The sequence below is a fragment of the Cryobacterium sp. Hb1 genome (assembly GCF_004403585.1).
In the GTDB taxonomy this organism is placed as follows: domain Bacteria; phylum Actinomycetota; class Actinomycetes; order Actinomycetales; family Microbacteriaceae; genus Cryobacterium; species Cryobacterium lyxosi.
On sequence record NZ_SOHI01000008.1, the window covers coordinates 119,626 to 144,544 of the forward strand.

Below are 24,919 nucleotides of genomic sequence, written 5' to 3' on the forward strand. Positions count from 1 at the left end.
GTTCGCATCCGGGACGGTTAAGATTTACGAGTGACTACCGCTAGCCGTGCGCCCGAAACCTCCGCTGCCCCCGCTTCGCCAACCGCAGCGAAGCCGCCGCGCGGCCGTCGTGGCCGCCCCGCCCCCAGCGGGCCGAGGGCGACGTTCAGCCAGTTGCTGCCCTACCTGTTCGAGCACAAAAAGGTGCTCAGCGTCGTCATCGTACTGAGCGTGCTCGGCGCTGCCGCGAGCCTGGCCCAGCCTCTGCTCGTCAGCCAGGTCATCACGATCGTGCAGGCTAACGATCCACTCGGATCCCTCGTCGGCCTATTGATCGCCCTCGTGGTCATTTCGGGCCTGATCAGCGGCTACCAGCACTACCTGTTGCAGCGCACCGGTGAGGGGGTTGTGCTTTCGAGCCGCCGCAAACTGGTCGGGCGTCTGCTGCGCCTGCCGATCAGCGAGTTCGACGCGCGTCGTACCGGAGACCTCGTCTCCCGCGTCGGCAGCGACACCACCCTGCTGCGCGCGGTGCTCACCCAGGGCCTGGTCGAAGCCATCGGCGGATCACTTACTTTCATCGGCGCTCTCGTGGCAATGCTCATCATCGACCCGGTGCTGCTCGGACTGACCGTGCTCGTCATCGCGGTATCGGTGGTCACCGTCATCCTGCTGTCGCGTCGCATCCGCACTGCGAGCACGGCAGCCCAGGTCAAGGTCGGTGACCTTGCGGCCAGCGTCGAACGGGCGATCAGCGCCATCCGCACCGTTCGTGCCGCCAATGCAACCGAACGTGAAGTCGCCGTGATCGACGAGGACGCCCGCGGTGCCTGGCGCATGGGTATCAAGGTCGCCAAGATCAGCGCCCTCGTCGTACCGATCGCCGGGATTGCCCTGCAGGTGTCGTTCCTCGTCGTGCTCGGCGTCGGCGGTTTTCGCGTCGCCAGCGACGCCATCACCATTGCCGATCTGGTCGCGTTCATTCTCTTTCTCTTCATGATGATCATGCCGCTCGGGCAGTTCTTCGGCGCGATCACCTCGGTCAATTCCGCGCTCGGCGCGCTGGGCCGCATCCAGGAAATCATCGATCTACCCGCTGAGGACCAGTTTGATCGCGACATCGCCCCGCTCGCCATGACCGTTGGTGCCGCGAACGAAAAGGTACGCCCCGAGGCCGCTGCAATCAGCTTCGAGAATGTGCACTTCGGCTACTCGGTCGCACCGGTTGAGTCCGACCCGGGCAGCACCGAGGCCACAGATGCCACGGATGCCGCCGGTCTGGTTGGCCCTGCCGTTGCCCCCGATGACGCAGTCCCGGCGTCCCCGACCGATGCTCCCGCCTCCACAAAACCCCGTCCCGTGCTCACGGGAGTCTCGTTCAACGCACCGCGCGGCCTGCGCACGGCACTCGTCGGGCCCAGCGGCGCCGGCAAGAGCACGATTCTCGCCCTGATCGAGCGGTTCTACGACGTCACGGATGGCACCGTGCGACTCGGCGGGCTGGACATCCGCTCGCTGGACCGCACCGCGCTACGCGCCCAGATCGGCTATGTGGAACAGGACGCCCCGGTACTCGCCGGATCGCTGCGGGACAACCTCACTTTGGCAACTCCCGACGCCACCGATGACGAGTGCATCGCCGTGCTTCATGCCGTCAATCTCGGCGAGGTGCTCGAGCGCGACCGGGCAGGGCTCGGCGCCGCGGTCGGGGAATCGGGAGTCAAGCTCTCCGGTGGCGAGCGCCAGCGACTCGCCATCGCCCGGGCATTGCTCGCGGCGCCACCGATTCTGCTGCTCGACGAGTCGACGTCGAGCCTCGACGGCAAAAACGAGCAGATGATGCGCGAAGCCATCGATGCCGTTGCGGCCGACCGCACGCTCATCGTCATCGCGCACCGTTTGTCGACCGTTGTCGACAGCGACCAGATCGTGGTGCTCGACCATGGCCAGGTCGTCGGCGTCGGCACGCACTCCGAACTCGTCGTTTCGACGCCCCTGTACCGGGATCTCGCCAAGCACCAACTTCTGGTCTAGCCAGCTGCGCCGGGCCGGCCGGGTACCTCAAACCGGTATCGGCTCGTCTCAGCCACCCGAGGCGGACTGAAAGCATGCAAACAGCCCTGTCGCGTGAGACGACAGGGCCGTTGCTGCTGCAGAAACTAGTCCTTCAGGTGGTACCGCACGCTCGCGAGCTCGGCCCGGAGCGCCGGCGGGACCTTGTCACCGAACTTGTCGAAGTATTCCTCGGTGAGGTCACACTCGGCGAGCCAGCTGTTCTGGTCGATCGCGAACAATTGGTCGACGGCTTCCTTCGACAGGTCGAGACCGTCGAGATTCAGGCCGTCCTCGGCCGGAAGCAGGCCGATCGGGGTATCGATGGCGTCGGCGCTGCCCTGGATGCGGCGAATCATCCATTCGAGTACCCGCGAGTTCTCGCCGAAACCGGGCCAGATGAAAGCGCCGTCCGGGCCCTTACGGAACCAGTTGACCTGGAAGATCGCCGGGGCGTTGGTGCCGAGTTCCTTGCCGACCTTGAGCCAGTGGCCCCAGTAGTCGGCCATGTTGTAGCCACAGAACGGGAGCATGGCGAACGGGTCGCGGCGCAGCTCGCCCACGATGCCGTCAGCGGCTGCGGTCTTCTCAGACGAAATGGTGGCTCCCATAAACACGCCGTGTTTCCAGCTGCGCGCCTGCGCAACCAGCGGAACGTTGGTCGCCCGGCGGCCACCGAACACGATGGCGTCGATCGGTACGCCACCGGCGGCTTCCCAATCGTCGGCGATCGATGGGCACTGGGCGGCCGCAACGGTGAAGCGCGAATTCGGGTGGGCGGCTGTGCGGCCGGAGTCGGGCGTCCAGTCCTTGCCCTGCCAGTCGATCAGGTGGTCGGGAGCCTTGTCGGTGAGGCCTTCCCACCAGACGTCGCCATCGTCGCGCAGTGCGACGTTGGTGAAGATGGTGTTGCCCCACATGGTGGAGACGGCGGTCGGGTTGGTGGTTTCACCGGTGCCGGGGGCGACACCGAAGAAGCCGGCCTCTGGATTGATCGCCCACAGGCGACCGTCTTCGCCCTGGCGCAGCCAGGCGATGTCGTCGCCGATGGTCTCGACCGTCCAACCGGGGATGGTCGGGCGGAGCATCGACAGGTTCGTCTTGCCGCAGGCCGATGGGAACGCGGCCGCCATGTGGAACACGCCGCCCTCGGGCGAGATCAGCTTGATGAGCAGCATGTGCTCGGCGAGCCAGCCCTCGTCTCGGCCCATGACCGACGCGATGCGCAGAGCAAAAGACTTCTTCGACAGCAGTGCGTTTCCACCGTAGCCGGAACCGTAGGACCAGACCTCCCGGGTGTCAGGAAACTGCACGATGTACTTGTCGTCGTTGCAGGGCCACTCCACCTCGGGGCGAGTGATGCCCGACTGGTCGATGAGCGGGTAGCCGACGCTGTGTACGGTGTGCACCCACGGTTCGCCGGCTTCGATCATGGTCAGCACGGTCTCACCCATGCGCGTCATGATGCCCATGTTGAGGACGACGTAGGGAGAGTCGGTGATCTCGACGCCGAGCTGCGAGATCGGCCCGCCGAGCGGACCCATCGAGAACGGCACGATGTACATGGTGCGACCGCGCATGCAGCCGGCGAAGACACCGCGCAGTTCGGCGCGCATGGCGGACGGTTCGGCCCAGTTGTTGGTGGGGCCGGCATCCGCTTCATCGTTGGAGCAGATGAAGGTGCGGTTCTCGACGCGGGCGACGTCCTTCGGATTGGTGCGAGCAAGAAAGCTGTTGGGGCGCCATTCCGGGTTCAGCCGGATGAGTTGGCCGGAGGCGACGAGCAGTTTGGACAGGTCATTGGCCTCGCGCTTGGAGCCGTCGCACCAGACGATCGCGTCGGGTTCGGTCAGGCGTGCAATCTCGTCGACCCAGGCTTGCAGGTTGGGGTCAGTGCTACCCGTGCGACTCGGGTTGGCGTCCCCAGTGCTCTGGCGGGAATGGGTGAGGGTCATCGTCTGGCCTTTCTGTACTGCTCGGGTAGGTACAAAGTTGTGGAACGCCGGGCTGCGTTGCGTGCATGACGTTGCGTCCGGCCAGAATTTTGGCCACATCTTCAGAGTGGCCCCCCTCCAGATGAGAAACCGCGATATTGCCAGTTAAGAATCGTCATTCTTTAGATATCGTTAAGGAATGTCGCCTCAAGGTTCCGATCTGATCACCCTCGGCCATCGCATCCGCCATTTTCGCGGCGAGCGCGGTCTGACCCTCGACCAACTCGGTGAGCGGGTCCGCCTCGCTGGCAGCCAGCTGTCCCTGATCGAGAATGGCCGCCGCGAACCGAAACTGTCGACCCTGCAGGACCTCGCTACCGCGTTGTCGGTCGATCTGGCCGAGCTGCTGCGCCGGGAAGCACCCAACAACCGTGCGGCGCTGGAGATCGAACTGGATCGGGCCCAGAAGAATCCGCTCTATAAGGCGCTGGGACTGCCAATGGTCAAAGTCACGAAGGGGATGCCGCTGCCGGCCATCGAGTCGCTTCTCGGCCTGCACCGCGAGCTGTCGCGCCGGGCCAGCGAAGCCATCGCGACGCCGGAGGAGGCGCGCCGCGCGAACACCGAATTGCGCGAACGGATGCGCGAGCAGGGCAACTACATGCCCGAGATCGAGGAGCTCGTGGAGGAGCGGGTGCGCGCCAGCGGGCATACCTCGGGCGCCCTCACCCACCGCGAGGTCAGTGTCATGGCCGATCAGCTCGGCTTCAGCCTGATCTATGTCAATGACCTGCCGGGCTCCACCCGTTCGGTCACCGACCTCGCCAACGGTCGCATCTACCTGCCGCCGGCCTCGATTCCCGGCGGGCACGGCCTGCGTTCGATGGCACTGCAGGCGATGGGCCACCGGCTGCTCGGGCACGAACGGCCCGTCAGCTACGCCGAGTTCCTCTGGCAGCGACTCGAGATCAACTACTTCGCGGCGGCGTGTTTGATGCCGCGCGAAGCGTCCGTTGCTTTTCTTGCACATGCCAAGCAGGAGCGGGAGTTGGCCGTGGAAGACTTTCGCGACGCCTTCGGCGTGACCCATGAGGCGGCGGCGTTGCGATTGACCAACCTCGCCACGTCCCACCTCGATATGACGCTGCATTTTCTGCGAGTCAACGGCGACGGCGCCCTGCAGAAGGGGTACGAGAACGACGACCTGCCGTTTCCGGTTGACGTCACCGGGTCGATCGAAGGGCAGTACGTCTGCAAGCAGTGGAGCGCCCGCAGCGCCTTCACCCACACCAACCGCACCACCGAGTACTACCAGTACACCGACACCCCGGCCGGCACGTACTGGTCGGCGACGCAGACCGGGTCAACGGATGCCGGCGAGTTCTCGATCAGCGTCGGCGTTCCGTTTGCGCAGGCCAAGTGGTTTCGCGGGCGGGAGACCACGCAGCGCACGGTATCGCGCTGCCCAGACGAGTCATGCTGCCGTCGGCCCGATTCGGATGCCGCCGCCCGCTGGGCTGGGCGGGCCTGGCCGAGCGCCCGGCTGCACGCGCACGTGTTGTCGCCGTTGCCGTCCGGAACTTTTCCAGGCGTTGACGATTCCGAGGTGTACGCGTTCCTCGAGGCACACGCGGCGGAGTAGCGGCATCCTATAGTTTGAAGCCGGTAGTTGATCGCTCAGAATCGCTGGGGAACAGCATGCGTCTGATTGCGGCCCGTCGTGCCCATCCTCGCCCACGCGCGTGGAGGCGTCCGAGCGCCTCCCATTGCGCGTCGGCCTCGTGCAGCATCGCTGGCACGCCGACGAGGCGACGCTTGCAGGCTGAGTTGGCCGAGGGCATCCGCCTGGCTACCGAGGCCAGTGTCCGAATCGTCTTTCTGCCCGAAGTCACTTTCAGCAAGTACCCCGGGAACGTGCGGGCCACCAGAATTTTCAAAGCGGATGCCGAGCCGCTCCGGGACGGCCTGATCAGGCGTCAGCCGGCAGACGCCGATTGCGGCACAAGGCGAACATGGCTAGCAGAACGAGGACGATTCCGACAATCAGATACGCCGAATCCCCACTCTTTGTGCACGAGCGAAACGCCGAAAACCAGCAGGCCGATGGGCGAGGGCGGCCAGGCCGCCAATGACTACTTCGGCTGCATGCGAATCGCCCCGTCGAGACGGATGGTTTCTCCGTTGAGCATGGGATTTTCGATGATATGCCGCACCAGGAATGCAAATTCGTCGGGGTCGCCGAGTCGGGACGGGTGCGGCACCTGGGCGCCCAGGGAGTCCCGCACCGGCTGCGGCAGCCCCTGCAGCATGGGAGTGTCGAAGATTCCGGGCGCAATCGACATAACCCGAATCAGGCTTTGCGCGAATTCGCGGGCCAAAGGAAGGGTCATCGCGGCGACGCCACCCTTGGAGGCAGCGTAGGCCGCCTGCCCGATCTGCCCGTCAAACGCGGCGACCGATGCCGTGTTGACGATAACGCCGCGTTCGGCGCCCCCTTGGCGGTCCGCGTCACCGACGGGTTCGGTGCGCTGCATTGCCGCGGCGGCCAGTCGCACGACGTTGAACGTACCCACGAGGTTGATGCGAATGGCGCGTTCGAAGTCTTCGAGCGGCAGCGGCCCATCGCGTCCGACCGTGCGAGCACCCGGCGCGATGCCGGCGCAATTGACCACGATGCGCAGCGGAGCCTGGGCCACCGCGACGTCGACGGCGGTCTGCACATCGCCGGCGCTCGTCACATCGCCGGCGACGAAGCGGGCCCGGTCGCCAAGGGAGGCGGCGATCTCCTCGCCGGGGGCACCGGGCAGATCCAGCAACACCACGGATGCCCCGGCTTCGTGCAGGGTGCGAACACAGGCCAGGCCGAGGCCGGAGGCGCCTCCGGTGATGAGGGCGGAGCATCCGCTATTGAGCACATTGACGGCGTGCATCAGAGCCTCTCGATCAGGGTGGCGTTGGCCATGCCGCCGCCCTCGCACATGGCCTGCAGACCCCATCGACCACCGGTCATTTCGAGGTGATTGAGCAGGGTCCCCAGCAGGCGGGTACCCGAGGAACCGAGCGCGTGGCCCAGGGCGATGGCGCCGCCACGCGGGTTGAGGCAATCGGGGTCGGCGTGAAGCTCGTGCAGCCACGCCAGCGGCACGCTCGCGAAGGCCTCGTTGATCTCATAAGCGTCGATGTCGTCGATACTCAGGCCGGCCCGCGAGAGGATGCGCTGGGTCGCCGGAATCACGCCGGTCAGCATGAGCAGCGGGTCACTTCCCACCACGGTGAAACTGTGAAAGCGAGCGCGGGCGTTGAGGCCGAGCTGGTCAGCCCGCTTGGCGCTCATGATCAGGGTCGCCGAGGCGCCGTCGGTCAGCGGCGAGGAGTTGCCGGCCGTGACATGCCAGCCAAGCTTCGGAAACCGGGCCGCGAGGGCATCGGTACGAAAGGCGGGCAGCAGGCCCACCAGCGAGGCGTGCGACGTGCCGGCGCGAATTGTCTCGTCCTCGCTGACCACGCTGCCGTCCGGCCGGGTGACGGTCACGATTTCGCCGGAGAAATCTCCCCGTTCGGCCGTCGCTGCTGCGCGCCGGTGGGAGCGGGCCGCGTAGTTGTCGAGGGCGTCGCGGCCGAGGTTCCATTTTTGATTGATGAGCTCGGCGGAGACGCCCTGGTTCACCAGTTCGTCGGGATAGCGCTCATGCATGAGAGTGCCGTATGGGTCTTGAGAGCCGGCCGATGACCCGAGCGGAACGCGACTCATCGACTCGACGCCGCACGCGATGACGACGTCAGCGCTGCCGCTCATGACGGCCTGGGCGGCGAAGGCGGTAGCTTGCTGGCTGGACCCGCACTGCCGGTCGATCGTGGTGCCGGGAACGGTGTCGGGAAACCCGGCGCTCAGTAGAGCGGTGCGGGTGACGTTGTTGCTCTGCTCGCCGACCTGGCTGACGCAGCCGCCGATCACGTCGTCAACCAGGGCCGGGTCGAGGTCGTTGCGGCTGACCAGTTCGCGCAGCACGGTAGCCAGAAGGTCGGCCGGATGAATGCCATCGAGAGCTCCCCCGGGTTTGCCCCGGCCCGACGGGGTGCGCAGAACGTCCACGATGACAGCTTCATTGCTCATGACCCCAGCCTAGGCCCGCCGGGGCGACAACAGCGGGCAGACAATGTCCGGCTACTGGGACAGTGCCCACATCGCGACGGCACTTGCCGCGGCCACGTTGAGCGAGTCGATGCCGTGCTTCATCGGAATCTGCACGACGCTGTCCGATGCGGCGAGCGCCTCGGGCGTGAGCCCCTCTCCCTCGGCGCCGAGCAGCAGGGCCAGGTGCTCATGCCCGGTGCCATCGAAATCGCGCAGGCTGACCGCGTCGGGGGTGAGGGCGAGGGCGGCCACGTGAAACCCGTGCCGGGTGAGCAGGGCGCGGGTCTCCATCCAGTCGCCGACCCGGGTCCACGGCACCTGCAGCACGGTACCCATGGACACGCGAATGGCCCGGCGGTAGAACGGGTCGGAGCAGCGGGGCGTGACCAGAATCGCATCCGCCCCGATGGCGCCGGCCGAGCGAAAGATGGCGCCGACGTTGGTCGGGTCAGACACGTTTTCGAGGATGACGATGCGGCGCGCACCGGCCAGCAGGGCATCGGCGTCCGGCAGCTCTGGCCGGTTCATCGCTGCGATCACACCGCGATGCAGAATATACCCGGTGAGATCGGCGAGCAGGTCGCCAGGACCGACGAACACCGGAATTTCGGCTGCGTAGTCGCCGAGCACCGCGAGTGCCTCGTCGGCCGTATTGCCGAGGGCGAGCACCGATCGCGGAGCATGCCCCGCGCGCAGGGCCCGCTCGAGCACGAGGGCCGACTCGGCGATGTACAGCCCGTGTTCGGTGCCGCGGGCTTTCTTCAAGGCCACGTCGGTGAGGTGGGCGTAGTCGACCAGTCGTGGGTCGCTCAGGTCATCGATAGCGATCAGGGGCATCCGCAAAGTCTAACGAGCGGCCCGAGCGGCCCCCTCGGCCCGCTCGACCCGCTCGATCCGCTCGATCCGCTCGACCCGCTCGGCCCGCTCGGCCCGCTCGACCCGCTCGATCCGCTCGACCCGCTCGACCCGCTCGACCCGCTCGGCTGCCTCGACGGCATAACTCCTGCAGTTTCAAGACGGCCTGCGTGCGGGCCCCGGAATTCTCCGGCACACACAGGAACACGAATCAAATTGCAGGAGTTATGCCCTGAGCCGGGCTGGATCTACTTGGTGGACACCGTCTGCACGGCCAGGGCGAGCGTGCCGTCGGCCAGGCTGCCCCAGGCATACACGATGGTGTTCGTGCTCGAGGCGATGTCGACGTCGGCGGGACCGATGAGGGCCTCGGTGGTTCCGGCAGCGGCAACCGCTGCTGAAATAGTACCGACCGGTAGCACGAGCACGGACTCGTTCGGGTTGGTCAGGCCGGAAATGGCCGGGGCTCCGTTGGCGAGCACGTCGACGGCGGGGGCGGCAGCAACGTGACGCACGGTCAGGCGGCCCTGGCCGTCGCCGGGCGCGGAAGTATCGTTCGTGAACAAGGCGGCGGTCGGAACCCCGGTCTCACTGAGGTGGGCTACGGCCGTGTAGTTCAGGCCGGATGCGACCGTAAGGTCGACCGGACCGATCACAGGGGCACTCGCGTCGGCGGCATCCGCTGCGGTGATGGCGAGGGTGTAGCTGCCGGCCGCAATACGGAACGTCTTCGTGAGGGCGCCGGGTTCGAAGTTGTCGATGACCAGCTTGTTGTCGACATATACGTCAACCACGACGCCGGGGATCGCGTGCAGCACCGAAACGGATGCCGGCGTGGCGGCCCGAGTGCGTACCGTCTGTACGAACAGGGCGAGGGTTCCCTTGGCGAGGCTACCCCAGGCGTACACGATGGTGTTGGTACGCGGGGCGATCGTGACATCGGCCGGGCCGAGCAGCGGCGCCGTGGTTCCGGCGGCGGCGACGACAGCACTGATCGTGCCGACCGGCAGGTCGAGCATGGCCTGCGACGGGTTGGTCAAGCCTGCGACGGCCACCGCACCGTTCGCGAGCACGTCGACGGCGGGAGCGGCCGCAACGTGGCGCACCGTGAGACGGCCCTGCCCGGCAGCCAGCGGCGTGGTGTCGTCGTTGAACAGGGTGGCGGTGGGAATACCGGTGTCGCCGAGGTGGGCGACGGCCGTGAAGCTGCGGCCAGCCGTCAGGGTCACGGTGGTCGAACCGCTGAGTGCGATGTCGACCGTCGGCTTGCCGTTGGCACTGCCGCCGAGCACGAGGGGATCCATGGCGGAAATCTTGACGGTGTGCGTGCCGGCTGCAAGCTTCAGCGGGCCGAGCAGTGTTCCCGGCGTGAAGTCGTCGACAACGACACGGCCATCCACCGAAATGTCGAGGATCAGCCCGGGAATGGCGTGTAGCACCGACACCGAGGCGGTGCCCGGTGCCGCGGATGCCGCGGGCACGGCCGCCTGCGCCGGCGCGAACCCGGCGAGGGCGACGAGGAGGCCGGCGGATATTCCGACGGCGATGGACTTGCGCATTGCTACCTCCATTGGGTCGTTACGGCAGGCGGCTTCGCCTCCCTTGTAACAACTTCCCTGCCCCGCCGAGTTTTGGATGCACCGTCAGACAGTTTTTCGACGCTAGAGCAAGTGCAGTTCACCGCGAGGTACGCGCGGTCCGCCGCGCGCGTATCGAGTTCGGCGAGAGCCATGAGGTGCAGGTCGTCCGCAGCTATATGCCTGGCATCAATAGGAGTCATCGGACACCTCCAGCCGGGTGCGCAAGCGCGTCAGGCTGCGGCGCATATGGCTCTTGACCGTGCCGAGCGGCAGCCCGAGGATCCTGGCGATCTGCACCTGGGTGAGATCGTCGAAGAAGGCCAGCCGCACTACCTGGCGGGGCACAGGCTCCAGGCGGTTGATTTCGTCGCCGACCAGCACCCGGTTGACGACGCTGACACTGTCATCGGAATGGTGTGATGGGATGGTCGCGGCGAGGCATTCCTCGAGCCGACGCTGTCGCCTGCGCACCTCGTGGGCATCCGCGATCATGTGCCGGGCGATGCCGATCAGCCAGGCCGGCAGCCGGGAGCGGGCCGGGTCGAACCCCACGCGCCCGCGCCAGGCCGCGATGAACACCTTCTGGGTGACGTCTTCGGCATCGGTCGCATTGGCGAGCGAGCGTACGGCGACCGTGAACACCAGCGGTGACCAGCGTGCGTATGCTGCGGCCAACGCGCGCTCGTCGCCGCCGCAAAACGCGCGGGCCACGGCCTCGTCATCGTCGGTGGGTGCACTCACGTCGGGGTGGGTCCTTGGGGTCAAAACGCAAACTGGACAGGGGCGCGAGACGCGAACCCTTCGGGCATCAACACTCGCGCGCACCAGCTTAGTGAGTTTTCTTCATTTCGGGCGGGGCTTCGCAGCCGCACAAAGAGGGCCACAGCAGCATGCCCGACGCCGCGTACTGTGACCCTCCCGGGGTGGGAACTAGTTACTCCCTAAGTTCTCTCATTGAGAGCAAGACGGATGCACCCTGCCGCAGATTGACCGGCCGCCGAAGAACAGCATGTCAGGGAACAGGCGTGAGCGTGTACTTCGTCGATAGGTATTCCTGGATACCCTCGAGCCCTCCCTCACGCCCCAGGCCGGACTGCTTCACGCCGCCGAACGGTGCAGCCGCATTCGAGACGACGCCGGTGTTCAGGCCCATCATGCCGGTCTGCAACGTGTCGATCATGCGCTGGCCGCGGGCGAGGTCGGTCGTGTATACGTAGCTGATCAGGCCGAACTCGGTGTCGTTGGCGAGGCGTACAGCATCCGCTTCGTCGGTGAAGGTGCTGATCGCGAGCACCGGACCGAAGATTTCGTCGCGCAGAATGTCGCTGCCCGGCTGGATATCGGTGAGTACGGTGGGCGCGTAGAAGGAGCCCTCGCGCTCGATTGCAGCGCCGCCGGTGATCAGGGTCGCACCGCGGGTGAGGGCGTCCTGCACGAGCGAATCTGCCTTGGCGACGGCTTTGCCGTCGATGAGCGGGCCGATGGTGATGCCGGTCTCGGTACCACGCCCGATCTGGAACGCCGCGACTTTTTCGGTGATCCGGCGGGTGAATTCGGCGGCGACGGACTCGTGCACGATGAAGCGGTTGGCTGCAGTGCAGGCCTGGCCGATGTTGCGGAACTTTGCGATGATGGCACCATCAACGGCCTGATCGAGGTCGGCATCGGCGAAGACGACGAAGGGGGCGTTGCCACCGAGTTCCATCGAGGTGCGCAGCACGTTCTCGGCGGACAGCTTGATGAGGGATTTGCCGACCGCGGTCGACCCGGTGAAACTGAGCTTGCGGAGGCGCGGGTCGGTGATGATCGGCTCGGAGACCGCGCCGGACTGTGATGTCGTGATGACGTTGACGACCCCGGCGGGCAGGCCGACCTCTTCGAGCAGAGCCACGAAGTGCAGGGTGGTCAGCGGAGTGAGCGCGGCCGGCTTGACGACAACGGTGCAGCCGGCGGCGAGTGCCGGGGCGATCTTGCGCGTCGCCATGGCCAGTGGAAAGTTCCATGGGGTGATCAAGAAGCAGGGACCGACCGGGTGTTGGGTGACGATCATGCGCCCGGTGCCCTCGGGGTTGGCGCCGTAACGGCCACTGATGCGCACGGCTTCTTCGCTGAACCAGCGCAAAAACTCGCCGCCGTAGGCGACCTCGCCGAGTGCCTCGGGCAGTGGTTTGCCCATTTCGATGGTCATGAGCAGCGCGAACTCGTGTTTGCGTTCCTGCAGCAGGTCGAAGGCGCGGCGCAGAATTTCACCCCTCACGCGGGCGGGAGTCGCGGCCCAGCCGGCCTGGGCGGCGTCGGCGGCGTCGAGGGCGGCGGCGCCATCGGCCACACTCGCGTCAGCGATGGTTTTGATGACACGACCGGTGGCCGGGTCGGTGACATCGAGGGTGCGCCCGCCGGTTGCAGCGACCCACTGCCCGTTGATGTAGAGCTGGCCCGGCACTCGAGTGAGCAGCTCAGATTCGTTCGTTGGCGCGTCGGTAACAACTGTCATTGCATCTCCCATGCTTGTGTCTGCCCGTCGATCTGACGCTAGTAGCCTAACGGCGTCCACCGACAGGGTCGCTGGGCGCTCGTGTTTCTGCGGGGTTGCGCCTTTCGCGTGATCGTATATTATTTCAAATACACACGCAGCGCTGCGAGAGGCCGTTCGATGCAGAAGCCCACATCATTCACCGGCACCCCCGGCAAGGTGATCGCCCTGCACCTCAACTATCCCTCGCGCATTGCCCAGCGCGGCCGCGTCCCGGAGCAGCCCTCCTACTTTCTGAAGCCCGGCACCTCGGTGAGCGCGTCCGGCACCCCGATTGAACGCCCGACCGGCACCGAACTGCTCGCCTTCGAGGGCGAGATCGCCCTGATCATTGGCCACAGGGTCCGTCGAGTGAGCCCGGAACAGGGCTGGGCGGCCGTCTCTGGCGTCACCGCCGCAAACGACTTCGGCGTCTACGATTTGCGCTACGCCGACAAGGGGTCGAATCTGAAGTCCAAGGGCGGAGACGGCTTCACCCCTCTCGGCCCGAACGTGATCAACGCCAGAGGCGTTGAACCCGATGCCCTGCGGGTGCGCACCTGGGTCAACGGCGAGTTGGTGCAGGAAGACACCACTGCGCACGTGGTCTTCCCGTTCGGCCGTCTGGTCGCCGATCTCTCCCAGCTGATGACGCTCGAGCCGGGCGACGTGATTCTCACCGGAACCCCCGCTGGGTCCTCCGTGGTGCAGCCCGGCGACGTGGTCGAGGTCGAAGTGGATGCCCCGACTGCGCCGGGCGCGCCGAGCAGCGGGCGACTGGTCACCCCGGTCATCGCCGGTACGGTCGCGATGGCCGAGTACGGCGCCAGCCCGAAGATCGACGATCTGCAGCGGGCTGAGGCGTGGGGTTCAGTTCAAGCGGCCGGGCTGACAGCTTCGGCCAGCTCAGCCAGCGTTCTAACCAACGAACTCAAAGCGAAGATCAACTCGGTCGGAACGGCCACGCTCAGCTCTCAACTGCGCAAACGCGGCCTGAACAACGTCTCGATCGACGGACTCCAGTCCACTCGTCCCACCCAACGTCTGGTGGGGCTCGCCCGAACCCTGCGATTCATTCCCAACCGGGAGGACCTCTTCATCGCCCACGGCGGCGGCTACAACGCGCAAAAGCGCGCCTTCGATTCGCTCCGCCCCGATGATGTGCTCGTGATCGAGGCTCGCGGCGAGACCGGCACCGGCACGGTCGGGGACATCCTCGCCCTTCGCGCGCAGGTCAACGGCGCAGCCGGTCTGGTGACGGATGGCGGGGTGCGCGACGTGACCGCCGTGGCCGCCCTCGAGATGCCCACTTACTTCGCCAACGCGCATCCGGCCGTTCTCGGCCGTCGTCACGTGCCGTGGGACACGGACCTCACCATCACCTGCGGTGGTGCAGCCGTGCAACCCGGCGATGTGATCGTGGGAGACGCCGACGGCGTCCTGGTGATTCCGCCGCACGTGATCGAGGAGGTCGTCACCGACGCGATCGAACAGGAGCGTGAGGAGACCTTCATCGCCGAGATGGTTGCCGCGGGCGAGGGCGTCGACGGGCTGTACCCGATGAACGCCACCTGGAAAGGGCGGTACCAAAAATGGTTGCCCCAGTGACGCTCCCACCCACCGGCGTGAGCAAGTCCCAACTCGCCTACCACTGGATCAAGGCGCGCATCTCCGACGGAACCTTCACGCCGGGCTACCGTTTGGTACTCGGCGCGATCGGTAAGGATCTGGGCGTGAGCGTCGTACCGGTGCGCGAGGCGATCCGTCGCCTCGAAGCGGAGGGGCTGGTCACCTTCGAGCGCAACGTCGGGGCGCAGGTCGCCATGCTCGAAGAGACCGAATATCTCTATACGATGCAAACGCTGAGCGTCGTCGAGGGCGTCGCGACGGCACTGTCGGCGCCATTCATCACCACCGCTGACATCGAACGCGCCCGCACGGTCAACCAGGCCATGATCGTCTCCCTCGAAGACCTCAACCCGCACCGGTTCACCGAACTCAACCTCGAATTCCACTCGATCCTGTTCGAGAGCTGCCCGAACCCGCACATCCTCGATCTGGTGCACCGCGGCTGGAACCGCATGAAGGTGCTGCGCGACTCCACTTTCAGCTTCGTGCCCGGCCGCGCCCGCGACTCAGTAGCGGAGCACGACAACCTGCTGCAGCTGATCGAAGCGGGCGCCGACGCACTCACGCTCGAGTTGGCCGCGCGCGCCCACCGCACCGGCACACTGGACGCCTTCCTCGCATACCAGAAGTCGCACCACCCCCAGCCGGCATCCGACCCGTCCCCGAGAAAGAGAGCCTGACCGATGACACAGACGTCTGCCCAGACCGCACACTACGTACCGGCCGACCTGCCCACCAGCATCCGTCATTTCATCGGTGGAGAATTCGTCGACAGCGTCGGCGGCGAAACGTTTGACGTGCTCGACCCGGTGTCGAACCAGACCTATGCCACCGCGGCCGCCGGCCAGCCGGCGGACATTGATCTGGCCGTCGCGGCCGCGAAGGACGCCTTCGACAACGGACCGTGGCCGCGCATGCTGCCCCGCGCCCGCGCCCGGGTACTGCACCGCATCGCCGACGCCGTCGAGGCGCAGGATGCCCGGCTCGCCGAGTTGGAAACCTTCGATACCGGGCTGCCGATCACGCAGGCGCTCGGCCAGGCGCAACGGGCGGCCGAGAACTTTCGCTTCTTCGCCGACCTGATCGTGGCGCAGGCCGACGACACCTACAAGGTACCCGGCAAGCAGATCAACTACGTCAACCGCAAGCCGGTCGGGGTCGCCGGGCTGATCACCCCGTGGAACACCCCATTCATGCTCGAAAGCTGGAAGCTCGCGCCCGCGCTCGCCTCCGGCTGCACCGTCGTGCTGAAACCGGCCGAATTCACGCCGCTGTCAGCGAGCCTGTGGGCCGAGATCTTTCGCACCGCGGGCGTTCCCGACGGCGTGTTCAACCTGGTCAACGGCATCGGCGAGAAGGCCGGCGATGCGCTCGTCAAGCATCCCGACGTGCCGCTCATCTCCTTCACCGGCGAAACCACCACGGGCCAGACCATCTACCGCAACTGCGCCGCAAACCTCAAGGGCATGTCCATGGAGCTCGGCGGTAAATCGCCCGCGGTCGTCTTCGCCGACGCCGACCTCGACGCCGCGATCGACTCGACCCTGTTCGGCGTGTTCTCGCTGAATGGCGAGCGGTGCACCGCGTCGAGCCGCATCCTCGTGGAGCGCTCCATCTACGATGACTTCTGCGCACGCTACGCGGCCCGCGCAGCGAACATCGTCGTCGGAGACCCGCACGACCCCAAGACCGAGATCGGCGCGCTCGTTCACCCCGAGCACTACGCCAAGGTCATGAGCTACGTCGAGATCGGAAAGACCGAGGGACGTCTGCTCTCCGGCGGCGGTCGCCCCGCCGGGCTTCCCGAATGGTTGGCACAGGGCAACTACGTCTCCCCCACGGTTTTCGCCGACGTCGCCCCGACCGCCCGCATCTTTCAGGAGGAGATCTTCGGCCCGGTCGTGACCATCACCCCCTTCGAAACGGATGCCGAAGCCCTCGCCCTGGCCAACGGTGTGAAGTACGGGTTGGCGGCCTACATCTGGACCAGCGATCTCAGTCGCGCGCACAATTTCGCCCAGTCCGTCGATGCCGGGATGGTCTGGTTGAACTCGCACAACGTGCGGGACCTCCGCACCCCGTTCGGCGGAGTCAAGGCCTCCGGCCTCGGCCACGAGGGCGGCTACCGATCGATCGACTTCTACACCGACTCGCAGGCCGTGCACATCACGCTCGCCCCGGTGCACCCGCCCCGCTTCGGCGGCAACTAGCCCCGCTCCCGGGTGGGGTCAGCACCAGCCATGCGACCAACGGTGGCTGTCTCGATACTCCGCCCCACGCATCCGTCAACTCAACGAGGAGAACCCCATGACACTCAGCTCGATCCCCACCCCCACTGCCACGCCGCCCGACATCCTCCGCTGCGCCTACATGGACATCGTCGTGACCGACCTGGCTAAGTCGCGCGAGTTCTACGTCGATATTCTCGGCCTCGTCGTCACCGAGGAGAGCGACACCGCGATCTACCTGCGCAGCTTCGAGGAATTCATCCACCACAACCTGGTACTGCGCCAGGGGCCCATCGCCGCCGTCGCCGCGATGGCCTTTCGGGTGCGCAGCCCCGAAGACGTCGACCTCGCCGAGGCCTACTATCAGGAGCTCGGCTGCCGCACCGAACGCCGCACCGAGGGCTTCGTGAAGGGTGTCGGTGACAGCGTACGCGTCGAAGACCCGCTTGGCTTTCCCTATGAGTTCTTCTATGCGACCACCCACGTAGAACGACTGGCCTGGCGCTACGACCTGCAGGGTCCGGGCGCGCTCGTGCGGCTCGACCACTTCAACCAAGTCACCCCCGACGTCGGCCGCGGCCGTGGATACCTCGAAGATCTCGGCTTTCGTGTCACAGAAGACATCAAAGACGAAGACGGCGTCACCTACGCGGCGTGGATGCGCCGCAAGGACACCGTGCACGACACCGCCCTCACCGGCGGCACCGGGCCGCGTATGCACCACATCGCCTTCGCCACGCACGAGAAGCACAACATCATCTATATCTGCGACAAACTCGGCGCGTTGCGCAAGAGCGATCTGATCGAGCGTGGACCCGGTCGTCACGGCGTCTCGAACGCGTTCTACCTGTATCTGCGTGACCCCGACGGCCACCGCGTCGAGATCTACACGCAGGATTACTACACCGGCGACCCCGACAACCCTGTTGTCACCTGGAACGTGCACGACAACCAGCGGCGCGACTGGTGGGGCAACCCCGTTGTACCCAGCTGGTACACGGATGCCTCGCTCGTGCTCGACCTCGACGGTAACCCCCAGCCGGTAATCGCGCGCACCGAGTCGAGCGAAATGGCCGTGACCGTCGGCGCCGACGGCTTCTCGTACACGCGCAAAGACGACGAGCTGGCCGGCTTCAAACTCGGCAGCACCCTCTAGGAGCAGCGCCCATGCTTGATCACTGCGTCATCGAAGAGATCACCGACGAACTCGTCGCGGCCGGCCGAACCCGGTCGACGGTCCCCCTCCTCACCGCCCGCTACCCCGAAATGACCGTCGACGATGCCTACGCCGTGCAGAGCCTGTGGAGGGAGCGCGGTATCGCGGCCGGCCGCCGTCTCGTCGGCCACAAGATCGGCCTGACCTCCAAGGTCATGCAGAACGCCACCGGCATCACCGAACCCGATTACGGTGTGATCTTCGCTGACGAGGTCTATGAGAATGGCGCGAGCATCCGTTTCGACAGCTTCTCGAACGTGCGAATCGAAGTCGAGCTCGCATTCGTGCTCGGCACGTCACTGTCCGGTCCGAACTGCACCCTGTTCGACGTGCTCGATGCCACAGAGTACGTCGTTCCGGCGCTGGAAATCCTCAGCTCACGCATCGAAATGGCCGGCCGCACCATCGTCGACACCATCTCCGACAACGCGGCCATGGGCGGGATGGTGACGGGAGGCAGGCCCGTGAAGGTCGGCGATGTCGACCTGCGCTGGGTGTCGGCGCTGCTCTACCGCAACCAGACCATCGAGGAATCCGGCGTGGCCGCGGCCGTGCTGGGCCACCCCGCGGCCGGCGTCTACTGGCTGGCGAACAAGCTCGCCCAGCACGAAACCAGGCTCGAGGCCGGCGAGATCATTTTGGCCGGCTCGTTCACCCGCCCGATGTGGGTGGAACAGGGCGACACGGTGCACGCCGACTACGGACCGTTGGGAGCAATCACATGCCGATTCGAGTAGCAGCAGAGCCGACCTTCCGCGACGTTCTCGCGGGCGCCTCACGTGCCCAGATAGGAATGTGGGTGTGCTCCGGCAGCGCGCTGGTGGCCGAAATCTGCGCCGGCAGCGGTCTCGACTGGCTGTTGATCGATACCGAACACAGCCCGAACGGCCTCGAGTCAACTTTGAGCCAGCTTCAGGCCGTGCACGGCTACCCGATCGTGCCGGTGGTGCGCGTACCAGCTGGCGAGCGCGTCATCGTGAAGCAATTGTTGGACCTCGGCGCTCAGAACCTGTTGATCCCCATGATCGACACCGCCGAGCAGGCCCGCGAGATGGCCGCCGCGGTGCGCTACGCGCCGCTCGGCGTTCGCGGCGTCGGCAGCGCCCTCGCCCGGGCGTCCCGGTGGAACCGTATCGACGACTACCTGGCCCGCGCCGACGACACGATCTCACTGTTCGTGCAGATCGAGACGACGGATGCCGTGGCCAACATCGCCCAGATCGCCGCCGTCGATGGCATCGACGGCTTGTTCATCGGCCCTTCCGACCTCGCGGCGTCGATGGGCCTGCTCGGCCAGCAGGACCACCCCGACGTCGTCGCCTCGGTCGAGCAGTGCATCCGTACGGTGTCGGCGCTCGGCAAACCCGCCGGCGTCAATGCCTTCGAACCCGCAACCGCCGAGCGTTACCTGGCGGCGGGCGCCCGCTTCGTGCTCGTCGGTGCCGACGTGGCCGTTCTCGCCCGGGCCTCGGAGAAGCTCGCCGCGACGTTCATCAGGCCCGGCACCACGGGCCCTGCCGTCGATGCCGTCCCACGAACGAGTTACTGAGCGCCCAGGCCGAATGCGAGAATGAGAGGGTGTCGATCCCCGAATTCGCCGAGACCTCCGGCAGCCCCGCCTCGGCGCCCGCCGCGCACTCGCAAACCCTGTCGCGCGGTATTCGCGTACTGGAGATTCTCGCTGAATCCGACGAACCGATGAGTATCCTCCAACTCGCCGCCGCCCTCGACGTGCACCGTTCGATCGCCTATCGTATCCTCCGCACCCTGGAAGATCACGGCCTCGTCGTACGGGACCCGGCCGGACTGGTGCGGCTCGGCCCCCGCCTGGCCGCCCTGGCCCGCGGGGTGTCCCGCGACCTGCAGGCCGCGGCACTGCCCGTGCTCACCCGCATTGCCCACGAGCTCGGCATGACCGCATTCGTCGCCGTGCTTGACCAGGGCGAGGTGGTCACGCTCGTGAGCATCGAATCGCGCCAGCCCCACGCGACGGTGGTGCAGCGGCCCGGCACACGGCATCCGCTGCACGTGGGGGCACCAGGGATCGCCATCCAGTCCGCGCTGAACGCCGCGCAGTGGGCCGCGCTCGGTCTCACCGAAACCCGCCGGAGCGAGGCCGGTGAGGTCGCTACTGTCGGCTATGCCTCCAGCCACGACGAGGTCATTCCCGGCCTGTCGTCGATCGCCGTGCCGCTGCCCGTGCCCGGGGATTCGCCTGCCGCCATCGCCGTCGTCTATATCTCGAGCCTGCACTCCCCCGCCGACATCGGCGCAGCCCTCACCGAGGCTGCGCGCACGATCGTCGCCGAGCTCAGTTGACCCGCTCTGCGCGTTGCACGCGCTACTGCGCGTCACTCGTGCGTGCAAGGTGCGATCATGCTCCACATCCCGCACAAGCAACGATCCCACACAATACTGACCAATAGGTAGGTAATCTTTGGTTTTGCTGCCATACTGCCCCCGTGACGGTTTTCTCCGCACGATCTCCACACTTTGCAGCAGTACCCGACCCAGCACCGCAGTGAGATACAAGGGAGTATTCCATGGCCTTAACGACCGAGCGCACGCAGGCAATCAGCGCCAAACGGAATGAAGAACGGCGGGTCCTCGCCGGCACGATGGTGGGCACCACAATCGAGTGGTACGACTTCTTCATCTACGCCCAGGCCGCCGGCCTCGTACTGGCCGGCCTGTTCTTCGCCCCGCTCGCCGGCGAAAACGAGCCGCTCGCCCAGCTGATCGCCTGGGCGTCACTCGGCATCAGCTTCCTATTCCGCCCGCTCGGCGCCATCGTCGCCGGGCACCTCGGCGACCGCATCGGTCGGAAGGCGATGCTGGTGTTCACACTCGTCATGATGGGCGCGGCCACTGCCCTCATCGGCCTGTTGCCGACCTTCGACCAGATCGGCGTCTCGGCACCGATCCTGCTGATCGTGCTTCGCATCCTGCAAGGCTTCTCGGCCGGCGGCGAATGGGGCGGCGCGGCGCTCATGAGCGTCGAGCACGCACCGATCAACAAGCGCGGATTCTTTGGTGCCTACCCGCAGATCGGGGTTCCGGTCGGCCTCATTCTCGCCACCGGTGTCATGATCATCGTGACCACCTCGATGAGCGACGAAGCGTTCCTCAGCTGGGGTTGGCGCATTCCGTTCCTCATCTCTGTGCTGCTCATCGTCGTCGGTTGGGTCATCCGCCGCGCGGTCGCCGAAAGCCCGGTCTTCAAAGAGATGCAGACCCGCAAGAGGGAATCTGCCGCCCCACTCAAGCAACTCTTCCAGAACCACTCGCGTCAGGTCATCCTCACCGCACTGATCTTCATCGCCAACAACGCTGCCGGTTATATGCTCATCGCTTTCTTCGGCTCGTACGCCACCAAGCCCGCTGAAGCTGGCGGACTCGGCATGGAGCGCACCCCGGTGCTCATCGCCAGCACCGTCGCCGCCGCGTTCTGGCTCGCGTCGACCATGCTCGGTGGAATCCTCTCCGACAAAATCGGCCGCGTGCGCACCTTCCAGCTCGGCTACGCGTTCCTCTTCATCTGGGCGATCCCCATGTTCCTGCTCATCGACACCGGCGACATCGTCTGGTTTGCGCTCTCGCTCATCATCCTGGCGAGCGGACTCGGCTTCTCCTACGGCCCGCAGGCCGCGCTCTACGCCGAAATGTTCCCGGCCCAGGTGCGCTACTCCGGCGTTTCGATCGGCTACGCGCTCGGCGCGATTCTCGGTGGCGCGTTCGCCCCGCTCATCGCGCAACTGTTGCTCGATCAGACCGGACAGTCCATCTCGATCGGCATTTACCTCATGGTGCTCGCCGCGATATCCTTCGTCGCGGTGACCCTTGTGAAAGAGACGCGCGGGGTTGCGCTGGGCATCAGCACGCACGAGTAACTGTCGTAGATCACAACCGTGCCGCTCGGAATAACACTCCGGCGGCACGGTTACTTCATGCTCCCTGCGCTCGGGCTACGAGCCAGCGGCTCAGTTCAAGAACTCCAGGGCGGCTTGTTTGAACTCGCGGGCGGTCAGCGCGCTGAGGTGGGTGCGGCCGGGCAGTTCGACGTACCCGGCACCGCGTTCGGCCGCGAGCACGGCTACCCCCGCCGGAATCTGGTCGGCGCCACCCGCCACAAACAATTGCGGGATACCCACTGGCACGTCCAGGGTGCATCCCGCCATTCCCTGCACGCACGCCCATAGTGCCTCGCGGTCGGCACCAGCGGTGATCGCCGGTCCGAGTACGGCGGCAATGGTCGGGTCGGAAGGAAGGTCGCCAGAGAGCAGGAACCGGTTGACCTCGCCCTGATCCCAGGTATCGAATAGTTCGAGCGGCCCTGCCCCGCCGAGCACGAGGCTGCGCACGCGTTCAGGAGCCAGCCTGGCCAGGGCGGCCACGACCCGCGACCCCAGGGAATAACCGATTACGTCGACCCGCTCAAGTTGCAGCGTGTCGAGCACCGCCACGAGGTCAGCGGCGAGCTGCCTCGGTAGGTAGTCGGCACAGTGATGCGGCCTGTCGCTGCGCCCGTGCCCGCGCAGGTCGGGTGTGATCGCGCCCCGCCCGACTTCCCCGAGCGCCCGCACCCACCCCGAGCCAATCCAGGTGACCGCCGCGGTCGACGCGAAACCGTGCACGAGCAGAACCGGTCGCTCCCCGGGAGCGGCATCACAGGCAATACGTACGCCGTCGAGCCTTTTTGCGAATATGGTCACTCGACGGCGTCGCTCACGGCAAACACCGCGCCGGCGTGCGCCATCTCAGCGAGGGCGGTCAACGTAGATTCCGCGGCGACACCGGCAACGAGATCGGTCAGCACCCGCACGCGCTGGCCGTGTTCGAGCGCGTCGAGAACGGACGCTCGCACGCAGTGGTCCGTTGCAAGGCCGACGATGTCGACCTCGGTCACGCCGTGCTCGCTCAGCAACTCCGTCACCGTCTGCCCGGCCTCGGTGGCGCCCTCGAAGAGGGAATATGCGGGCCGGCCCTGGCCCTTGCGAATGTGGAAGGTCACCGCATCCGTTGTCAGAGCCTTGTGGTACTCGGCGCCCGTCGTGCCGGCCACGCAGTGCACCGGCCAGGTTGTGACGTAGTCGGGCGCCGCATCGCGCGCGAAGTGGCCACCGTTGTCATTGCCGATATCGTGCCAGTCACGCGAGGCGAAGACATATTTATAGGCAAGCGGATGCTCGGCCAGCAGCACACTCACACCCGCCGCGACCGCTGCCCCGCCGTCAACGCCGAGCACTCCGCCCTCGGTGAAATCATTCTGAACGTCGATGATGAACAGTGCGCGGGTCACGAGGTCTCCTTGCGAAGGGTTAGTTGTTCGACAAATTGTCACCGCAGTGAAAGAAGCCGGTGGTCAAAGTGTCGATGGCGATTTTAGCGTTTGAGCTCACGTTGCCGATGGCGTAGATGGCGAAGGTGAGCGGGGTGCCGTCGGCGGCGCGAATGACCCCGGCGAGCGTGTAGCCGGTGTCGATCCAGCCGGTCTTGGCGAACACTGCGCCGTCGGCGGCAGAATTCGCACCGGAGAAACGGTCGCTGTAGGAGAGGGAACCGCGCGGTCCGCCGGCGATCGGCAGGCCGTCGAAGAGCACGCCGAGGTTGCCCTCGCGGGCGTTGACCTTGAGGAAGAGTGCCGTCAGGTACGCCGGCGCGACAGCATTGTGGGGGCTGAGTCCCGAGCCGTCCTTGATGATCATGCCGGTGGTGTCGATGCCGTAGGCGGCGAGGCCACCGACGATGCCCTGTTGCAGCGCGGAGAAAGAGTTGCCGGCGCCGTTTTCGATGGCCACGAGGCGGGCGAGCATCTCGGCGATGGTGTTGTCACTCACGATCAGGGACTGCTGAATGAGCGTAGACACCGGCGCGGACTGTACGGCACCGAGTTGGGCGGTTCCGGCCGGGGCGGTGGCCTGACTGATGCTGAGGCCGCCGCCGAGTGCGTCGGCGAAGGCCTGGCCGGCCCGGGCAATCGGGTCTTCGCTGCGCGCCGATGTGCTGCGGGTCGGGTCGTCGCGGTCACCGTCGACCATCAGCGCGGTGATCTCGGGCATGGCGCCGAGGCCGAGCTCGGTGCGGGCCCAGCCCTCGTCCCAGTCAGGGCCGGAAAAATACGAGGTGTCGAGTACGAGCGAGGTGATCGGCGGATTGGTCGGGTCGGCGGCCCAGGCGACCCTGGTCTGGGTGGCGAGGTCGTCGAGGTGGGCGGCGCCGGTGTAGAACGGTTCCTGACCGGTGGGTAGCCGCGACAGGGTCAGGTCTCCCCCGCCGACGAGCACGACCTGACCGGGTTCCGCGCCCTTCACTACGCGGGTCGTAGCCCGGTAGTCGCTGCCGAGCACGTTGAGGGCAGCGGCCGAGGTGAGCACCTTCATGACACTCGCGGTGCGGGACGACGTCGTGCCGCCGCGGTCGAACAATACCTCACCGGTGTTGGCATTGACGACCTGCGCCTGAAAATCGGCGAGGCGGGCGTCGGCGGCGAGCGCGGCAACCGAGCAGGTACGCAACCGGCTGGCCGCTGTCGCTTCGGCGGGCACCGGTCGAGCCGAATCGATGGTGGGAGTGGGAAGCGGCGTGGCCGCGGGCGACGGCGCAACGAATGCCGCTGCCGGTTCGGCGGTGCCGGTCTGGGTTCCGGCGAAGACGGCCCCACTACCCAGCAGCACGAAGACGAAAGCACCGGCGGCGATCAGCCAGGCCCGGCGGTACCGGGTGAAGACTGCACGGATTCCGCTGCGCGGGGCAGGGTCGGCCTCGTGGGCTACGGGTGTCTGCACGGGTTCATCCACCT

Annotated in this window: 20 protein-coding genes; 10 read left to right on the forward strand and 10 right to left on the reverse strand. The window is 66.3% G+C overall.

The genetic code is table 11. The features are described from left to right. Positions 1–30: 30 nt before the first annotated feature. On the forward strand, positions 31–2,013 hold the full coding sequence (locus tag E3T38_RS02490) for an ABC transporter ATP-binding protein (protein ID WP_134545931.1): 1,983 nt from the start codon (positions 31–33) through the stop codon (positions 2,011–2,013). Between the two features lie 125 nt (positions 2,014–2,138). Here the strand turns inward: E3T38_RS02490 and E3T38_RS02495 are convergent, their stop codons facing one another. Then, a complete protein-coding gene (locus tag E3T38_RS02495) occupies positions 2,139–3,986 on the reverse strand; it encodes a phosphoenolpyruvate carboxykinase (GTP) (RefSeq protein WP_134545933.1) in 1,848 nt (615 codons plus the stop codon). 178 nt (positions 3,987–4,164) lie between these two features. Between E3T38_RS02495 and E3T38_RS02500 the strand changes: the two genes are divergently transcribed. Next, positions 4,165–5,607 carry an XRE family transcriptional regulator gene (locus E3T38_RS02500; RefSeq protein WP_134545934.1) on the forward strand — a complete coding sequence of 481 codons (1,443 nt, stop codon included), beginning with the start codon at positions 4,165–4,167 and terminating at the stop codon, positions 5,605–5,607. Positions 5,608–6,097: 490 nt separating this feature from the next. Here the strand turns inward: E3T38_RS02500 and E3T38_RS02505 are convergent, their stop codons facing one another. From E3T38_RS02505 to E3T38_RS02530, 6 genes are all read right to left on the reverse strand, one after another. Next, complete coding sequence (locus tag E3T38_RS02505) at positions 6,098–6,895, reverse strand: 3-hydroxyacyl-CoA dehydrogenase (protein WP_134545936.1); 798 nt, start codon at positions 6,893–6,895, stop codon at positions 6,098–6,100. Next, the gene (locus E3T38_RS02510; protein WP_134545938.1) at positions 6,895–8,079 is read right to left on the reverse strand and encodes a thiolase family protein; all 1,185 of its coding nucleotides are present in this window, start codon (positions 8,077–8,079) and stop codon (positions 6,895–6,897) included. Before E3T38_RS02510 ends, E3T38_RS02505 begins: the two co-directional genes overlap by 1 nt. Before the next feature lie 51 nt (positions 8,080–8,130). Continuing rightward, positions 8,131–8,937, reverse strand: coding sequence for an RNA methyltransferase (locus E3T38_RS02515; protein WP_134545940.1), 807 nt, complete (start codon positions 8,935–8,937; stop codon positions 8,131–8,133). A gap of 266 nt (positions 8,938–9,203) precedes the next feature. Further along, entirely contained in the window at positions 9,204–10,514 is a 1,311-nt protein-coding gene (locus tag E3T38_RS16995) for a DUF4397 domain-containing protein (RefSeq protein WP_241984255.1), read from the reverse strand. A 207-nt stretch (positions 10,515–10,721) separates the two neighbouring features. Further along, on the reverse strand, positions 10,722–11,276 hold the full coding sequence (locus E3T38_RS02525; RefSeq protein WP_134545942.1) for an RNA polymerase sigma factor: 555 nt from the start codon (positions 11,274–11,276) through the stop codon (positions 10,722–10,724). 271 nt (positions 11,277–11,547) lie between these two features. Further along, positions 11,548–13,029, reverse strand: a complete 1,482-nt coding sequence (locus E3T38_RS02530) for an NAD-dependent succinate-semialdehyde dehydrogenase (RefSeq protein ID WP_134545944.1) — start codon at positions 13,027–13,029, stop codon at positions 11,548–11,550. A gap of 159 nt (positions 13,030–13,188) precedes the next feature. Here E3T38_RS02530 and E3T38_RS02535 point away from each other — a divergent pair, with 159 nt between their 5' ends. The 8 genes from E3T38_RS02535 to E3T38_RS02570 all read left to right on the forward strand — a co-directional run bounded on the left by E3T38_RS02535 (position 13,189) and on the right by E3T38_RS02570 (position 22,010). Next, the gene (locus E3T38_RS02535; protein ID WP_134545946.1) at positions 13,189–14,655 is read left to right on the forward strand and encodes a fumarylacetoacetate hydrolase family protein; all 1,467 of its coding nucleotides are present in this window, start codon (positions 13,189–13,191) and stop codon (positions 14,653–14,655) included. Continuing rightward, the gene (locus tag E3T38_RS02540) at positions 14,652–15,356 is read left to right on the forward strand and encodes a GntR family transcriptional regulator (protein WP_370448975.1); all 705 of its coding nucleotides are present in this window, start codon (positions 14,652–14,654) and stop codon (positions 15,354–15,356) included. Before E3T38_RS02535 ends, E3T38_RS02540 begins: the two co-directional genes overlap by 4 nt. 3 nt (positions 15,357–15,359) lie before the next feature. Then, a complete protein-coding gene (gene hpaE / locus E3T38_RS02545) occupies positions 15,360–16,886 on the forward strand; it encodes a 5-carboxymethyl-2-hydroxymuconate semialdehyde dehydrogenase (protein ID WP_134545950.1) in 1,527 nt (508 codons plus the stop codon). Positions 16,887–16,983: 97 nt separating this feature from the next. Beyond that, positions 16,984–18,060 carry a 3,4-dihydroxyphenylacetate 2,3-dioxygenase gene (gene hpaD / locus E3T38_RS02550; protein WP_134545951.1) on the forward strand — a complete coding sequence of 359 codons (1,077 nt, stop codon included), beginning with the start codon at positions 16,984–16,986 and terminating at the stop codon, positions 18,058–18,060. Positions 18,061–18,071: 11 nt separating this feature from the next. Further along, positions 18,072–18,857, forward strand: a complete 786-nt coding sequence (gene hpaH, locus E3T38_RS02555) for a 2-oxo-hept-4-ene-1,7-dioate hydratase (protein WP_134545953.1) — start codon at positions 18,072–18,074, stop codon at positions 18,855–18,857. Continuing rightward, positions 18,842–19,669 (forward strand): HpcH/HpaI aldolase/citrate lyase family protein, encoded by an 828-nt coding sequence (locus E3T38_RS02560; RefSeq protein ID WP_134545955.1) that lies wholly within the window; start codon positions 18,842–18,844, stop codon positions 19,667–19,669. The genes hpaH and E3T38_RS02560 overlap by 16 nt, the downstream gene beginning before the upstream one ends. Positions 19,670–19,698: 29 nt before the next feature. Further along, positions 19,699–20,439 carry an IclR family transcriptional regulator gene (locus E3T38_RS02565; protein ID WP_241984256.1) on the forward strand — a complete coding sequence of 247 codons (741 nt, stop codon included), beginning with the start codon at positions 19,699–19,701 and terminating at the stop codon, positions 20,437–20,439. Positions 20,440–20,663: 224 nt separating this feature from the next. Next, positions 20,664–22,010 carry an MFS transporter gene (locus E3T38_RS02570; protein ID WP_134545957.1) on the forward strand — a complete coding sequence of 449 codons (1,347 nt, stop codon included), beginning with the start codon at positions 20,664–20,666 and terminating at the stop codon, positions 22,008–22,010. 90 nt (positions 22,011–22,100) lie between these two features. On the opposite strand, the gene E3T38_RS02575 is transcribed toward E3T38_RS02570, so the two are convergent. The 3 genes from E3T38_RS02575 to dacB are packed head-to-tail and all read right to left on the reverse strand — an operon-like array spanning position 22,101 to position 24,905. Next, a complete protein-coding gene (locus E3T38_RS02575) occupies positions 22,101–22,832 on the reverse strand; it encodes an alpha/beta fold hydrolase (RefSeq protein WP_241984257.1) in 732 nt (243 codons plus the stop codon). After that, entirely contained in the window at positions 22,829–23,419 is a 591-nt protein-coding gene (locus E3T38_RS02580) for an isochorismatase family protein (RefSeq protein WP_134545959.1), read from the reverse strand. Before E3T38_RS02580 ends, E3T38_RS02575 begins: the two co-directional genes overlap by 4 nt. Positions 23,420–23,438: 19 nt before the next feature. Beyond that, the gene (gene dacB, locus E3T38_RS02585) at positions 23,439–24,905 is read right to left on the reverse strand and encodes a D-alanyl-D-alanine carboxypeptidase/D-alanyl-D-alanine-endopeptidase (RefSeq protein ID WP_241984258.1); all 1,467 of its coding nucleotides are present in this window, start codon (positions 24,903–24,905) and stop codon (positions 23,439–23,441) included. Positions 24,906–24,919: the final 14 nt, after the last annotated feature.